The 15,377-nt window shown below is 69.1% G+C and carries 13 protein-coding genes and 1 riboswitch; of the genes, 5 read left to right on the top strand and 8 right to left on the bottom strand.

Annotated elements, in window-relative coordinates:
- The first annotated feature begins 42 nt into the window (after positions 1-42).
- Positions 43-1,044: a tetratricopeptide repeat protein gene (locus OHB04_RS14300; protein WP_326688060.1), complete on the top strand. Its 1,002-nt coding sequence runs from the start codon at positions 43-45 to the stop codon at positions 1,042-1,044.
- Between the two features lie 84 nt (positions 1,045-1,128).
- Positions 1,129-1,773 carry a peptide deformylase gene (gene def / locus OHB04_RS14295; RefSeq protein ID WP_326688059.1) on the top strand — a complete coding sequence of 215 codons (645 nt, stop codon included), beginning with the start codon at positions 1,129-1,131 and terminating at the stop codon, positions 1,771-1,773.
- Between the two features lie 71 nt (positions 1,774-1,844).
- On the opposite strand, the gene OHB04_RS14290 is transcribed toward def, so the two are convergent.
- The 8 genes from OHB04_RS14290 to OHB04_RS14255 form a co-directional block, all read right to left on the bottom strand.
- Positions 1,845-2,882, bottom strand: a complete 1,038-nt coding sequence (locus OHB04_RS14290) for a ribonucleotide-diphosphate reductase subunit beta (RefSeq protein WP_405805492.1) — start codon at positions 2,880-2,882, stop codon at positions 1,845-1,847.
- The gene (locus OHB04_RS14285) at positions 2,882-5,329 is read right to left on the bottom strand and encodes a ribonucleoside-diphosphate reductase subunit alpha (protein ID WP_442814840.1); all 2,448 of its coding nucleotides are present in this window, start codon (positions 5,327-5,329) and stop codon (positions 2,882-2,884) included. The genes OHB04_RS14290 and OHB04_RS14285 overlap by 1 nt, the downstream gene beginning before the upstream one ends.
- A 114-nt stretch (positions 5,330-5,443) precedes the next feature.
- Positions 5,444-5,576: riboswitch (cobalamin riboswitch) on the bottom strand.
- Between the two features lie 74 nt (positions 5,577-5,650).
- A complete protein-coding gene (locus OHB04_RS14280; RefSeq protein WP_326688057.1) occupies positions 5,651-6,151 on the bottom strand; it encodes a GNAT family N-acetyltransferase in 501 nt (166 codons plus the stop codon).
- 62 nt (positions 6,152-6,213) lie between these two features.
- Positions 6,214-7,896 (bottom strand): monocarboxylate uptake permease MctP, encoded by a 1,683-nt coding sequence (gene mctP, locus OHB04_RS14275; RefSeq protein WP_326688056.1) that lies wholly within the window; start codon positions 7,894-7,896, stop codon positions 6,214-6,216.
- Positions 7,893-8,186 (bottom strand): DUF3311 domain-containing protein, encoded by a 294-nt coding sequence (locus OHB04_RS14270; protein ID WP_326688055.1) that lies wholly within the window; start codon positions 8,184-8,186, stop codon positions 7,893-7,895. The genes mctP and OHB04_RS14270 overlap by 4 nt, the downstream gene beginning before the upstream one ends.
- 158 nt (positions 8,187-8,344) lie before the next feature.
- Positions 8,345-8,545, bottom strand: coding sequence for a YbdD/YjiX family protein (locus OHB04_RS14265; RefSeq protein ID WP_326688054.1), 201 nt, complete (start codon positions 8,543-8,545; stop codon positions 8,345-8,347).
- The gene (locus OHB04_RS14260) at positions 8,542-10,620 is read right to left on the bottom strand and encodes a carbon starvation CstA family protein (RefSeq protein ID WP_326692736.1); all 2,079 of its coding nucleotides are present in this window, start codon (positions 10,618-10,620) and stop codon (positions 8,542-8,544) included. Before OHB04_RS14260 ends, OHB04_RS14265 begins: the two co-directional genes overlap by 4 nt.
- 309 nt (positions 10,621-10,929) lie before the next feature.
- Positions 10,930-11,721 carry a GntR family transcriptional regulator gene (locus OHB04_RS14255; protein WP_326692735.1) on the bottom strand — a complete coding sequence of 264 codons (792 nt, stop codon included), beginning with the start codon at positions 11,719-11,721 and terminating at the stop codon, positions 10,930-10,932.
- A gap of 327 nt (positions 11,722-12,048) precedes the next feature.
- Here OHB04_RS14255 and OHB04_RS14250 point away from each other — a divergent pair, with 327 nt between their 5' ends.
- The 3 genes from OHB04_RS14250 to OHB04_RS14240 all read left to right on the top strand — a co-directional run bounded on the left by OHB04_RS14250 (position 12,049) and on the right by OHB04_RS14240 (position 15,376).
- Positions 12,049-13,317: an extracellular solute-binding protein gene (locus OHB04_RS14250; protein ID WP_326807556.1), complete on the top strand. Its 1,269-nt coding sequence runs from the start codon at positions 12,049-12,051 to the stop codon at positions 13,315-13,317.
- Between the two features lie 200 nt (positions 13,318-13,517).
- Positions 13,518-14,540 (top strand): carbohydrate ABC transporter permease, encoded by a 1,023-nt coding sequence (locus OHB04_RS14245; RefSeq protein WP_405805500.1) that lies wholly within the window; start codon positions 13,518-13,520, stop codon positions 14,538-14,540.
- A complete protein-coding gene (locus OHB04_RS14240; RefSeq protein ID WP_326688052.1) occupies positions 14,537-15,376 on the top strand; it encodes a carbohydrate ABC transporter permease in 840 nt (279 codons plus the stop codon). Before OHB04_RS14245 ends, OHB04_RS14240 begins: the two co-directional genes overlap by 4 nt.
- Position 15,377: the final 1 nt, after the last annotated feature.

The following is a 15,377-nucleotide window of genomic DNA, read 5'->3' as shown; positions in this document are numbered from 1 at the left end:
AGGCGGGAAGCCAGCGGAAACGGCGGATTCGGCGGGAACACAGTGAGGATCTTCAGCAAGGTGAGGCATCGTCCCTCCGCCTCTTGGCGGCAGGCGACAGACCGTGCGTTCACGCTTATCGGCGACGGACGTTACGAGGACGCGGGCGCATTGCTCACCCGCGCCGCCGACCTGGAACCGTGGCTCTCGGAGTCATGGTTCAACCTCGCGCTGCTGCACAAGTTCCGGCACGACTGGGAGCAGGCGCGAGCGGCGGGGCTGCGCGCGGTCGCGCTGCTGGACCGGGAGACCGGAGCGCCCGACTGGTGGAACGTGGGCATCGCGGCCACCGCCTTGCAGGACTGGCCGCTGGCGCGGCGGGCCTGGCAGGCGTACGGACTGCGGGTGCCGGGCCAGGCACAGACGGCAGCCGCCGCCGACGAGCCCAGCGGAATGCACCTGGGAAGCGCCGCCGTGCGCCTCTCGCCCGAGGGCGAGGCGGAGGTCGTGTGGGGCCGTCGCATCGACCCCGCCCGGATGGAGATCCAGAGCATCCCGCTGCCCTCCTCGGGCCGCCGCTGGGGCGAGGTGGTGCTGCACGACGGCGTTCCGCACGGCGAGCGCACCACGGCCGCCGGGCCCTCCTACCCGGTCTTCGACGAGATCGAGCTGTGGGCGCCCTCTCCGGTGCCCACCTGGGTGGTGCTCCTGGAGGCGGCGACGGAGAGCGACAGGGACGCGCTGGAGCGCCTGGCGGCCGACGCGGGCTTCGCCGCCGAGGACTGGTCCTCCTCCGTGCGGCTGCTGTGCAGGGCCTGCTCGGAGAGCGCCATGCCCGCCGACGAGGGCGACGGCAGCGTCCACCTGGACCCGCACGACCACAGTTCGCCCGGCCACCCGGGGCCGTTGGGCCACATGACGCAGGGCGGGCCCGGAGAGCTGTGGGTGCCCGAGCGTGAGTGCGGCCTGGCCGCGCCGTCCGCGCTGGTGCGGGGGATGCTGGACGGCTGGGTCGCGGACAGCCCGGACACCCGTGAATGGCGGGATCTGGAGGAGGTCTGCTGAGCGCGCCCGCTTGGCCCCGTACCCTGTAGGGCGACGAGTCAGCAGACAGTCGGCAGACCGGGTCGCAGGAAGGCTTACCACGGCATGGCGCAGCAGCAGGAATCCAAGGCCCAGTCGGCCCGTACGGACGGTGAGGAGTTCGTCGACGACACGACGGACGCCGCCGCACGTGAGGAAGCGCACACCACACGCGGTACCGCCCGGCCCGTCACGGTCGTCGGCAATCCCGTGCTGCACCGGGAGTGCCGCGAGGTGACGGAGTTCGGCGACGAGCTGGCCGCCCTGGTCGACGACATGTTCGCCAGCCAGCGCGCGGCGGAGGGTGTCGGCCTGGCCGCGAACCAGATCGGGGTGGACCTGAAGGTCTTCGTCTACGACTGCACCGACGACGAGGGCGTCCGGCACGTCGGCGTCGTCTGCAACCCCGTGCTCGACGAACTCCCGGCCGAGGAGCGGGTCCTGGACGACGGCAGCGAGGGCTGCCTGTCGGTGCCGGGCGCGTACCACCCGCTCGCGCGCCCCGACTACGCCGTGGTGCGCGGCCAGGACGCGCAGGGCAAGCCGATCGTCGTCCGGGGGACCGGATACTTCGCGCGCTGCCTCCAGCACGAGACCGACCACCTGTACGGCTACCTCTACATCGACCGGCTCTCCAAGCGGGAGCGCAAGGACGTGCTCCAGCAGATGGCCGACAGCACGCCGCGCTACGAGACGGTCCCGAACGAGTAGCCGTACGCGGCCAGGACCGGACGGGGGGCCTGGGCCACCTGGCCCCCCGTCCGGGGTTTTCCCGGGCCGGCTCAGAAGTCGTCGTCGAACGACACCGAACCCTCCACCGCCACCTGGTATGCCGAGGCCCGGCGCTCGAAGAAGTTCGTCAGCTCCTGCACGTTCTGAAGTTCCATGAAGGAGAACGGGTTGCTGGAGCCGTAGCGCGCGGGGAAGCCCAGCCGCAACAGCCGCTGGTCGGCGACGGCCTGGAGGTACTCGCGCACGGACTCGGTGTTCATGCCCGGCAGCCCCTCGCCGCACAGGTCGCGGGCGAACTGGAGCTCGGCCTCCACGGCCTCCTCCAGCATCGCGGTGACCTCCTTCTCCAACTCCTCGTCGAAGAGGCCGGGCTCCTCCTCGCGCACGGTGTCCACCACGTCGAAGGCGAAGGACATGTGCATCGACTCGTCACGGAAGACCCAGTTGGTGCCCGTGGCGAGGCCGTGCAGCAGGCCGCGCGAGCGGAACCAGTAGACGTAGGCGAACGCGCCGTAGAAGAACAGCCCCTCGACGCAGGCGGCGAAGCAGATCAGGTTCAGCAGGAAGCGGCGCCGGTCGGCGCTCGACTCCAGCTTGTCGATGGTCGTCGTCCCCTCCTCACCGTCCAGCGCGGCCATCCAGCGGAAGCAGAACTGCGCCTTCTCCCGGATGGAGGGGATGTTCTCCACCGCGGCGAACGCCTCGACGCGCTCGTCGTGGTCGGGAAGGTAGGTGTCCAGCAGCGTCAGATAGAACTGGACGTGCACGGCCTCCTCGAAGAGCTGCCGCGACAGATACAGCCGCGCCTCGGGGGAGTTGATGTGCTTGTAGAGCGTCAGCACCAGGTTGTTCGCGACGATCGAGTCACCCGTGGCGAAGAAGGCCACCAGGCGGCTGATCATGTGCTGCTCGCCCGGGGTGAGCTTGGCCAGGTCGGCGACGTCCGAGTGGAGGTCGACCTCCTCGACCGTCCAGGTGTTCTTGATGGCGTCCCGGTAGCGGTCGTAGAAGTGCGGGTAGCGCATGGGGCGCAGGGTCAGCTCGAAGCCCGGGTCGAGCAGATTCTTGGGGGTGGCAGGGGTGGTCATTATTGGCATGCCTCGCAGGACTCGGGGTTTTCCAGGGAGCAGGCGACGGCGTCCTCGGTGGGGGCGCCCGTCGTCTGCTGGGGCACGGAAGGCTGCTGGGGCAGGGAGGTGGCCGCCTGCGCGATACGCGTCGCGGGGCGCGAGCGCAGGTAGTACGTGGTCTTGATGCCGCTCTTCCAGGCGTACGCGTACATCGAGGAGAGCTTCCCGATGGTGGGCGAGGCCAGGAACAGGTTCAGCGACTGGCTCTGGTCCAGGTACGGGGTGCGGGCCGCCGCCATGTCGATCAGGGCGCGCTGGGGCAGCTCCCACGCCGTGCGGTACAGCGCGCGCACGTGCTCGGGCACCCACTCCAGGTCCTGCACCGAGCCGTTGGCCTCGCGCAGCGCCTCCCTGGCCCGCCCGTCCCACAGCCCCAGCCGCTTCAGCTCCTCCACCAGATAGGCGTTCACCTGGAGGAACTCGCCGCTGAGGGTCTCGCGCTTGAAGAGGTTGGAGACCTGCGGCTCGATGCACTCGTAGACGCCCGCGATGGACGCGATGGTCGCGGTCGGGGCGATGGCCAGCAGCAGGGAGTTGCGCATGCCGGTCGCCGCGATACGGGCACGCAGCGCCGCCCAGCGGTCCGTCCAGTGCGGCTCGGCGTTCGGGTAGTGGTCCGGGTGCAGCACGCCACGGGCCGTACGGGTGTGCTCCCAGGCGGCGTGCGGGCCGTGCCGCTCGGCGAGGTCGGCCGAGGTCTCGTAGGCGGCGAGCATGACGCGCTCGGCGATCCGGGTGGACAGCTCGCGGGCCTCGGCCGAGTCGAACGGCAGCCCGAGCCGGAAGAAGACGTCCTGGAGCCCCATCATGCCCAGACCCACCGGCCGCCAGCGGGAGTTGGAGCTCGCGGCCTGCGTCGTCGGGTAGAAGTTGATGTCCACGACGCGGTCCAGGAAGGTCACCGCCGTCCGCACGGTGGCGTCCAGCCGCTCCCAGTCCATCGCGCCGGCCTCGCCCAGGTGGGCCGCGAGGTTGACGGAGCCGAGGTTGCACACGGCGGTCTCGCCGTCGTCGGTGACCTCCAGGATCTCCGTGCACAGGTTCGAGGAGTGCACGGTGTGCCCGTGCTCGGCGGTCTGGTTGGCGGTGCGGTTGGAGGTGTCCTTGAACGTCATCCAGCCGTTGCCGGTCTGCGCCAGGGTGCGCATCATCGCGCCGTAGAGCTGCCGCGCGGGCAGCCGCTTGAGGTAGCGGCCCTCGGCCTCGGCCTTGCGGTAGGCGGCGTCGAACTCCTCGCCCCACAGGTCGACCAGCTCGGGCGCGTCCGAGGGGGAGAGCAGCGACCACTCCTCGTCGGCGGCCACCCGGCGCATGAACTCGTCCGGGATCCAGTGCGCGAGGTTGAGATTGTGGGTCCGGCGTGCCTCCTCGCCGGTGTTGTCGCGCAGCTCCAGGAACTCCTCGATGTCGGCGTGCCAGGTCTCCAGGTAGACGCAGGCCGCGCCCTTGCGCCGGCCGCCCTGGTTGACGGCGGCGACCGAGGAGTCGAGCGTGCGCAGGAACGGGACGATGCCGTTGGAGTGCCCGTTCGTCCCCCGGATGAGCGAGCCCCGCGCGCGGATTCGTGAGTACGAGAGCCCGATGCCGCCCGCGTGCTTGGACAGCCGTGCGACCTGGTGGTAGCGCTCGTAGATCGAGTCCAGCTCGTCCATGGGGGAGTCCAGCAGATAGCAGGAGGACATCTGCGGGTGGCGGGTGCCGGAGTTGAACAGGGTGGGCGAGGAGGGGAGATACGCCAGCGAACTGGTGAGCGCGTACAGCTCGGCGACCTCCTCCAGAGCCCGCTCGGAGCCGTCGGCGGCGAGCCCGCACGCCACCCGCAGCAAAAAGTGCTGAGGCGTCTCGACGGGCACCCGGGTGGTGGGGTGGCGCAGGAGATAGCGCGAGTGCACCGTGCGCAGTCCGAAGTAGCCGAACCGGTCGTCGGCGCCGTCCTCCACGGCCGTCTCGACCAGCGCGTCCAGCCGGGCGGCGTGCGCGGCGACGAACTCCGCCGTGCCGTCCGCGATCAGGCCCTCGGCGTGCCCCAGCGCCACCGACCCGGAGAACGAGGTGACGCCCTGGGAGGCCGCCTCGTCGCGGATCGCGAGGGTCAGCAGCCGGGCGGCCAGGCGGGAGTAGGAGGGCTCCTCGCTGATGAGCCCCGCGGCCGACTCGATGGCCAGGGTGCGCAGTTCAGCGGCGGACGCCTGCGGTGCCCGGCCGCGCAGCGCGGCGGCCTCGACGGGGCCGGGGACGGCGGCGGGGAGGTCGGCGGTGAGGGCGGCGAGCGTGCTGCGCAGGCTCTCGGCGGCCGGGTCCCCGCCGCTCCGGGGCGTGCCGGACGGGTCGCCTGTGCCTGATGGGTCGCTCTCCGGTACGGCATCCGTCTGACTGGGTGCCGGTACGGTCGGTGCGATGGTCACTCGGTGCTCTCCCTCGCTGCTGCTCGCTGCCGCACGGGCGATCGCAGGGGAGGGCAGGGCACGTCGCGTCAGGGCATGACGCGACGGACCGCCGGTCCAACCCACGAGACCCGGGCGTTCCTCGAAGCCGCCGCAGGTGCTCGGACTCGCGGGCGCACACGGCATGGGCGCCCGCACACCGTTGCGGGACAGTCCCGGAATCGCACCGGGTTCCCCTGCATCGCTGGCGGTCGGGAAGAGCATACATCTAGTGCCCGGATGTGCCAGTGCCCCCACATATTGTGTGTCGGCCTGTCGAAGGCGGAGACCTCCGAGGGACGGTCACAGCGCCAGCACGTATGCCCACAGTGCCGGGAGGCCGGGCACCGGCGACCAGTCGCGGGAGGGAGTCCGCGCGAATCCCAGGCGCTCGTACAGCCGGTGTGCGGGCAGCATCCGGTGCTGGGTGGAGAGTACGAGCGCGGTGAGCTTCCGGGCTCGCGCCCGCTCGACGCAGGCGGTCACCAGCGCCTCGCCCACCCCGCGCCCCCGGGCCTCGGCACGTACGGCGAGCATCCGGAACTCGCCCTCACCGGCGCCCGCGCGCTCCGCGAAGGGCCCGCCGCCGCCGACGAAGGTGACGGTGCCCAGCAGCGTGCCCGTGTCGTCCTGCGCGACAAGCAGTTCCGCGTGCGCCGCGCGTCCGGCCGCGTCCCGCAGGCGCTCCAGGTAAGGGTCCTCCGCGCCGAAGTCCAGCAGTCCTCCGTCGAGATACGCCGCGGCCGTCAACTCCCCGGCTTCGGCGTACTCCTGTTCGCGTGCCCTTCTGACCGTGATATCCATGGCGGCCATCATGCGCCGCCGCGCACGATGGCCGCCATGGATATCGCGTGCCCGGTGGACGGTCAGTCGGCCCCGGTGGCCGCGGGAGCGGTGGAGGACGCCGGACCGGACGGGGCGGCTCCGGCTGCCGAAGGCGCCTCGGCGTGTACCGGGCCTGCGGGGCGCTGGTCGGGCGCGTCCGCCGTGTAGTCCTCGGGCCGGGTCTCGTCCACACCGTCCGGCGCCCCCACGGCGCGGAGCGCCACCGTCAGGACGACGGTGACCAGGACGTTCAGCACGAACGCGGTCACTCCGATGTAGCCGATCTCCTTGATGCCGGGGATCAGCGCGTTGCTGCCGCCGAAGTGCTTCTGGGTCGGGCTGGCGACGCCGTACGCGGCGACGGTGCCGTAGACCATGCCCACGGCCCAGCCCGCCAGCAGCGCCCACCGGTGGAACCAGCGGGTGAACAGGCCGCCCACCAGCGCGGGGAAGGTCTGGAGGATCCAGATGCCGCCCAGGAGCTGGAAGTTGATGGCGACGGTCTTGTCCATGCCGAGGACGAAGACGAGCGCGCCGACCTTCACCAGCAGCGACACCAGCTTGGAGACCTTCGTCTCCTGCGCGGGGGTGGCGTCGGGCCGGATGAAGTCCTTGTAGATGTTGCGCGTGAACAGGTTCGCCGCCGCGATCGACATGATCGCGGCGGGCACCAGGGCGCCGATGCCGATGGCGGCGAAGGCGACTCCGGTGAACCAGTCGGGGAACATCGTCTCGAAGAGCTGCGGAATGGCGAGCTGGTTGTTTTCGACCTTGATTCCCGCGGCGATCGCCATGAAGCCGAGCAGTGCGAGGAATCCCAGCATCAGCGAGTACAGCGGCAGGATCGTGGTGTTCCTGCGGATCACGTTGCGGTTCTTGCTGGAGAGCGTGGCCGTGATCGAGTGCGGATACATGAAGAGCGCGAGCGCGGAGCCGAAGGCGAGGGTGGCGTAGGCCCACTGGGCGTTCTCGCCGCTGGCGAGTTCACCGCGTGGTTTTCCGGTCGCGGGGTTCTTCTCGGCGAAGGCGTGCCCCGCCCGCTCGAAGATCTCGTGGAATCCGCCGAGCTTGATGGGGATGTAGATGATGGCGACCGCGATGACGAGGTAGATCAGCCCGTCCTTGACGAACGCGATCAGCGCGGGAGCGCGCAGCCCGGAGGAGTAGGTGTAGGCGGCAAGCACGCCGAAGGCGATGAGCAGCGGCAGGTCCTTGATGAACCAGTGGGTGGACTCGGAGCCGCCCACGCCCATGACGTCCAGTACCGCCTGGATTCCCACCAGTTGGAGGGCGATGTACGGCATCGTCGCCAGGATTCCGGTGAGCGCCACGGCCAGTGAGAGGCCCTTGGAGCCGAACCTGCCGCGGACGAAGTCCGAGGTCGTGACGTATCCGTGGCGGTGCGAGACGGACCACAGGCGCGGCAGGAAGGTGAAGATGAGGGGATAGACGAGAATCGTGTACGGGACGGCGAAGAATCCCGAGGCGCCCGCCGCGTAGATGGCGGCGGGTACGGCGACGAAGGTGTAGGCCGTATACAGGTCGCCGCCCAGCAGGAACCAGGTGATCCAGGTGCCGAAACTCCTGCCGCCGAGGCCCCATTCGTCCAGGCTGTGCTCGTTCTCGGCCTTGCGCCAGCGCGCGGCGAGGAATCCCATGACCGTGACGGCCACGAAGAAGAAGATGAAGACGGCGAGTGCGACGCCGTTCACGCCGCCGTTCACCGCTCCTCACCGCTTTCGGGGGTACGCGGCGATTCCGCCTGAACCGGCGCTGCGGCCTGCTCGCGGCGCACGATCCGGTACGCGACGACGGTGAGCAGGGCCGAGATCAGCACCCAGAGCATCTGGTACCAGTAGAAGAACGGGATTCCTATCAGGGTCGGCTCGACGCGGGCATAGGAATCCACCCACAGAATTCCGGCGAAAGGCGCGAGGAGGCAGAGTCCCGCCACTGTGCGCGCGGGGGTCACAACCGGGTGTTTTCTCCCGGCTGTTGGGGGTGGTGCGGACATGCTGGGCTCCGTCCCTCGCTCAGGCTTCATGTAATGCGCATGAAACCTAGGTGAGGGATTCGCTCTCCGTCACCGGTTGTCCGTATAGCGGACAGTTTTCGGGGGCGTTGCTCAGCACCCAGACGGCGTCCCTCAGCGGCAGCGGTAGACCCCACGCCTCAGCAGCAGCGGAAGCCCTCGCGCGGATCGGCCTCCCGTGCGTCCGTGCGGCGCCGCTCGAACTCTCTCCTGCTGGGCACGGCGGCGTCCGGCCCCTGGTGCTGCCGGACATGGGCGACGTAGCGGTCGTAGGCGCTCTCGTCCGTCAGCTCGCGCACGTACCAGCGCACCCAGCGCCCGGCCCGCAGCACCCCGTTCACCGCGCGGCCCCCTCCCCGGCGCTCCCGGCGCCGGCGGCCTGCTCGGCCTTCTCCTCCTTCGTGGCCACCAGCCCCGCCGGAGCGATCAGCTTCGACTCCACGTACGGCGCCTCCGTCAGCTTCGCGCTCTCCGGGTCGCGGATCGCGCGCAGGCAGGTGCGGGCGGAGTCCGCCAGGACGACGATCACCAGCACGGCGAAGAGCGCGGAGAGCACGCCGTCCACCGTGGAGTTGGTGACGACGGTGTGCATGTCGTCCATCGTCTTGGCGGGCGGGAGGATCTTGCCCTGGTCGATGGCGTCCTGGTAATTGGAGCGCTGCTGGAAGAAGCCCACCTTCGGGTCGCTGGAGAAGACCTTCTGCCAGCTCGCCGTCAGCGTGACCACCGCGTCCCACACCAGCGGAACGGCCGTCACCCAGGCCCACTTGAGCCGCCCGGACTTGACCAGCAGCGTCGTACAGACCGCCAGCGCGACGGCCGCCAGGAGCTGGTTGGCGATGCCGAAGAGCGGGAAGAGCTGGTTGATCCCGCCGAGGGGCTCGTGCACGCCGACCCACAGGAAGTAGCCCCACAGCGCCACGACCACCGCACTGGAGACCAGCAGCCCCGGCCACCAGCTGACCCGCCGGAACGGCTTGTAGACGTTGCCCAGCATGTCCTGGAGCATGAAGCGGCCCACGCGGGTACCGGCGTCGAGCGCCGTCAGGATGAACAGCGCCTCGAACATGATGGCGAAGTGATACCAGAACGCCTTCATGCCGCCGCCGCCCACGACCTTGGAGAAGATCTCCGAGACGCCGATGGCCAGGGTCGGGGCACCGCCCGTACGCGAGAGCAGGGACTGCTCCTCCACGGCCTTGGCCGCCGCCGCCAACTGGTCCGGGGAAATGGTGTAACCGAAGCCCTTCACGGCCTCGGAGGCGGCCTGCACGTTGTCGCCGATGACACCGGCCGGGGCGTTCATCGCGAAGTAGAGCCCGGGGTCGATGATGCAGGCGGCGACCATCGCCATGATCGCGACGAACGACTCCATCAGCATGGAGCCGTAGCCGATCATCCGGACCTGCGTCTCCTTCTGGATCATCTTCGGGGTGGTGCCCGAGGAGATCAGCGCGTGGAAGCCGGACAGGGCGCCGCAGGCGATGGTGATGAAGACGAACGGGAAGAGCGAGCCGGCGAACACGGGCCCGTTCCCGACGCCGGCGAAGTCGGTGATGCCCTCCATCTTGAGGGTGGGCAGCGTGACGATGACGCCGACGGCCAGCAGGCCGATGGTGCCGATCTTCATGAACGTCGACAGATAGTCGCGCGGCGCCAGCAGCATCCACACCGGCAGGATGGAGGCGACGAAGCTGTAGGCCACGATCCAGATGACCAGCGTGCTGGGCTCCAGCGTGAAGGTGTCCGCCCAGGACGACTCGGCGACCCACCGCCCGGACACCAGCGCGAGCAGCAGCAGCGCGACACCGATGAGGGAGACCTCGGTGACCCGTCCGGGCCGCAGCACCCGCAGGTAGAAGCCCATGAACAGGGCGATCGGAATGGTCATGCCGATCGAGAACGTGCCCCAGGGCGACTCGGCCAGCGCGTTGACGATGACCAGCGCCAGCACGGCGAGCAGGATGATCATGATCGCGAAGACGGCGAGCAGCGCGGCGGCCCCGCCGACCGGGCCGATCTCCTCGCGCGCCATCTGCCCCAGCGACTTGCCGTCCCGCCGCATCGAGAAGAAGAGGGTCACCATGTCCTGCACGGCGCCCGCGAAGATCACGCCGACGACGATCCAGATGGTGCCCGGCAGATATCCCATCTGCGCGGCGAGGACGGGCCCGACCAGCGGCCCGGCGCCCGCGATCGCGGCGAAGTGGTGGCCGAGCAGCACCCGCCGGTCGGTGGGGTGGAAGTCGATCCCGTTGTTGAGCCGCTCGGCGGGTGTGGCCCGCGACTTGTCGACGCGCAGGACGCGGGTGACGATGAAGCGCGAGTAGAAGCGGTATCCGATGGCGTAGGAGCCGAGCGCGGCGGCGACCATCCAGGCCGCCGAGATCTCCTCCCCGCGCGCCAGCGCGAGCATGCCCCAGCCGACGGCGCCGACGAGCGCGACGGCAGCCCAGACGGCGATGGAACGTGGATTGAGCTTCCTGGTCTGTTCGCCAGTGCGCACGCGCGTGTCCTCCTCGACCCCACCCGCCCACCACGGGTGATGGTGAGCACAGCCCAACGGCTAGGACCGTAGAACAGCCACGTGATCCGCGGCTACACCGCGGTACAGGTGATTTGGACGTGCACCGATCTATTTTCCGCCGGCCCGCTCACTGCCCCGCCCGCGGGCCCGCTCACTGCCCCGGTCGCCGCTCGCTCACTGCCCCGCCCGCGGGCCCGGTCACCGCACCGGGCGCTGGAGGTTGGCCACGAACTTGTAGCGGTCGCCGCGATAGACCGAGCGCACCCACTCCACCGGCTCGCCGTCGCTGTCGCGCGAGTGCCGGGAGAGCATCAGCATCGGCAGCCCCACATCCGTGCCCAGCAGCCCGGCCTCGCGCGGGGTGGCCAGCGAGGTCTCGATGGTCTCCTCGGCCTCGGCGAGGTGGATGTCGTACACCTCGGCCAGTGCCGTGTAGAGGGAGGAGTACTTCACCAGGCTGCGGCGCAGCGCGGGGAAGCGCTTCTGGGACAGATGGGTGGTCTCTATGGCCATCGGTTCACCGCTGGCCAGCCGCAGCCGCTCGATGCGCAGCACGCGCCCGCCCGCGGGGATGTCCAGCAGCGCCGCGAGCCGGTCGTCGGCGGTGACGTAGCCGATGTCCAGGAGCTGCGAGGTGGGCTCCAGGCCCTGGGCGCGCATGTCCTCGGTGTACGAGGTGAGTTGCAGCGCCTGGGAGACCTTGGGCTTCGCCACAAAGGTGCCCTTGCCCTGGATGCGCTCCAGGCGCCCCTCGACGACCAGCTCCTGGAGGGCCTGGCGCACGGTGGTGCGCGAGGTGTCGAACTCGCTGGCCAGGGTGCGCTCGGGGGGCACCGGCGTGCCGGGCGGCAGCGTCTCGGTCATCTCCAGCAAGTGCCGCTTCAGACGGTAGTACTTGGGCACGCGGGCGGTGCGGGCCGCCGACCCGTTGCCCGCGGCGGACCCGGTCTCCGCGGCGGCCGGCGTGCCGCCGCCCCCTTCCGTGCCCATGGCCCGCCTTCCCGACTCGTGTCGTGCTGCCGTCACCGGCTTCCTCCGTCTGTATAGCGGCTCACATCGTGGCACGGGCCCGGCCCGGTCGGGCGCCCCAGCTCAGATGTCGTTCCGATAACGGAACCGACAGCGAGCTTTATACACCGTTGACACCCCTAAAGGTCTAGGCCAAGCTCTGCGCATTGGTCTAAACCATCATTCGGATGCGCTTGCTGAGTCTTCGACGGGTTCGCCGCGCGGCTCGGGGATCCGGCTGGAGGACCGGGGGGACGCCCTCCGGAAATACGCAGGCAGGACCACATCCAGTGGGCAGGGGAGGATGCTGTGAAACGTGGACTCATAGCCGCGGCCGGTGTCGCGGCGTTGGTGGTGAACGTCGCGGCCTGTGGGTCCGACGACGGCGACAAGTCCGGGCCCGACAGCTTCAAGGGTCAGACCCTCACGCTCTGGGCGATGGACGGCTCGACGCCCAAGCAGTGGGAGAAGGACGTACGCGCCGCCTTCGAGAAGAAGACCGGAGCCAAGCTCAAGCTTGAGGTCCAGCAGTGGAACGGCATCCAGCAGAAGATCACCACCGCCCTGTCCGAGTCCGACCCGCCCGACGTGATCGAGGTCGGCAACACCCAGACCCCCGCCTACGCCAAGACCGGCGGACTCGCCGACCTCAGTGACCTGAAGAAGGGGGTCGGCGCGGACTGGACCCCCTCCATCAACAAGTCGGCGGTCTACGACGGAAAGCAGTACGCCGCCCCCTGGTTCGCCGTCAACCGTACGGTCATCTACAACAAGAAGATCTGGGCCGACGCGGGCATCAAGGGCACCCCCAAGACCCGCGACGAGTTCTTCGACGCGCTCGACCGGATCGAGAAGAAGACCGACGCCGAGCCGATCTACATGCCCGGCCAGAACTGGTACTTCTTCGACGGCCTCCTTATCGCAGGCGACGCCGACCTGGTGAAGAAGAAGGGCGGCAAGTGGGTCTCCAACCTCTCCGACCTCAAGGTCGGCAAGGCGATGGAGACCTACAAGAAGTACGCCTCCTACTCCCAGGCCCCCAAGGACAAGGACGAGGCCACCCCGCAGCAGGCCGAGGTCTTCGCCAAGGGCAAGACCGGCGCCTTCATCGGCCTGAGCTGGGAGGCGGCCACCGCGATCGAGAACAACAAGAAGATCGAGAAGGACATCGGCTACTTCACCATTCCGGGTGAGACCGCGGGCAAGCCCGAGGGCGTCTTCCTCGGCGGCTCCAACCTGGCGATCGCCGCGGGCAGCGAGAAGCAGGAACTGGCCAAGGAGTTCCTGAAGATCGCGATGTCCGACAAGTTCGAGGGCGCCCTCGCCAAGGAGGGTGGCGTCATCCCGAACAAGGACGCCCTCCAAGGCCGGCTCAAGGGCAATCCCGCGGCCGAGGCCGCTGCCCCGGCCGTCGCCGACGGCGGACTGACCCCGCTCATCCCCGAGTGGGCCGGGGTGGAGAACCCGCCCAACCCGATCAAGACCTATATGACGTCCGTGCTCAAGGGGAAGTCGCACGGAGCGGCTGCCAAGGGTGTCGAGGGCGAGCTGAACAAGAGGCTGTCCCAGAAGCAGTGACGCCGCGCCGGCTTTGCCGCTGACAACGGGAGGGAGCACTTCTTGTGCCCCCTCCCGGGGCCACGCCTCCTGTGGGACCCGACTCTGTCGGCGGGCGTCTGCGGGCCGGTTGGGCCCCCTCCCCCAGTCTCCGGCCGGGAGGTGCCCCACGCCTCGCGGAACGCCTGCCGCAACCTGAACGACTTGGAGCTGGAGCCACGATGTCTGTGCAGACCGGTGAGGCACCGCCGGGTGAGAAGGTGCCGGTCAGGCCCGCGGCGGTTGCCGCGGCACCCGAGGGCGGCCGGAGCAGGGTGAAGGGCGGTATGCCCTACCTGTTGCTGCTTCCCGCGCTCGCGCTCACCGTCGTCTTCCTCGGCTATCCGCTGGTGATGAACGGCATGCTGTCGTTCCAGAACCTCAACATGACGCAGCTGATCCAGCGCGTCACCGAGTGGACCGGGCCCAGCAACTACACCGACACGCTCACCAGCGAGACCTTCTGGCGGGTCACGCTGCGATCGGTGATCTTCACGGCGGTCAACGTCGTACTGATCATGGTGGCCGGCATCCTGATCGGTCTGCTGCTCGCCCGGCTCGGGACGAAGATGCGGCTGCTGCTCTCCAGCGGGCTGGTACTCGCCTGGGCCATGCCCCCCATCGCGGCGACCACCGTCTACCAGTGGCTGTTCGCGCAGCGGTTCGGCGTCGTCAACTGGGTGCTCGCCAAGATCGGGTTCAGCTCCATGGCGGACTACAACTGGACCGGCACCCAGCTGTCCACGTTCTTCGTGATCTCCCTGCTGATCGTGTGGATGTCCGTGCCGTTCGTCGCCATCAACCTCTACGCCGCGACGACGACCATCTCGCGGGAGCTGTACGAGGCGGCGTCGCTGGATGGCGCGGGGGCCTGGAAGAGCTTCAAGAACGTGACGTTCCCCTTTCTGAAGCCCTTCTTGATGGTCGCGACGTTCCTCGAAGTCATCTGGATCTTCAAGGCGTTCCCGCAGGTCTTCGCCGTCAACCAGGGCGGCCCCGACCGGCTGACCGAGACCCTGCCCGTCTACGCCTTCGTCGAGGGCGTCGGCAACCAGCACTACGGCGCCGGCGCGGCGATCTCGGTGCTCACCATCCTCATCCTGCTCGCGCTGATGTCGTACTACCTGCGCATGGCGCTGCGGCAGGAAGACGACGACGAGGCGGGGGAACTTGAGACCCACACCGCCGCTGGAGGGCTGCGATGAGCCGCTCGCGAAAGTCTCTCACCGGCCGGATCTGGCCCAACGCCACAGCCCTGGTGCTGTTCGTGGTGCTCGTCTTCCCCGTGTACTGGATGTTCAACACGGCGTTCAAGCCCAGCGGGGAGATCCTCAGCGAGGACCCCGTCTGGTTCCCCACCTCGCCCACCTTCGAGCACTTCAAGACGGCGGTGAACGCGGACAACTTCTGGACGCTGGTGCGCAACTCGGTCACCGTCACCGTCCTCGCCGTGGGAATCTCGCTCCTGCTCGCCCTCTTCGCCTCGTTCGCCATCGCGCGGATGCGGTTCAAGGGGCGCAAGGGCATCATCCTGACCTTCATGATCGCCCAGATGGCCCCCTGGGAGGTCATGGTCATCGCGATCTACATGATCGTGCGCGACGCGGACATGCTGAACAGCCTCGTCCCGCTCACGCTCTTCTACACCGTTATGGTGCTCCCGCTGACGGTGCTCACCCTGCGCAGCTACGTCGCGGCCGTCCCCAAGGACCTGGAGGAGTCCGCGATGGTCGACGGGTGCACCCGCACCCAGGCGTTCCTCAAGGTCATCTTCCCGCTGCTGGCCCCGGGCCTGATGGCGACCTCGCTCTTCGGCTTCATCACGGCCTGGAACGAGTTCCCGATGGTCCTCATCCTCAACAAGGACGCGGAAGCGCAGACACTGCCCCTGTGGCTGTCGACGTTCCAGACCGCGTTCGGCGACGACTGGGGTGCCACGATGGCAGCCGCCTCGCTCTTCGCCATCCCGATCCTGTTGCTCTTCATCTACCTCCAGCGGAAGGCAGTGGGCGGCCTCACCTCCGGTGCGGTGAAGGGATAGG

Origin of the sequence: Streptomyces sp. NBC_01775 (assembly GCF_035917675.1) — a bacterium.
Lineage (GTDB): Bacteria > Actinomycetota > Actinomycetes > Streptomycetales > Streptomycetaceae > Streptomyces.
Note: the sequence above shows the minus strand (reverse complement) of the source record. Positions and strands in the feature narration are given on the sequence as shown.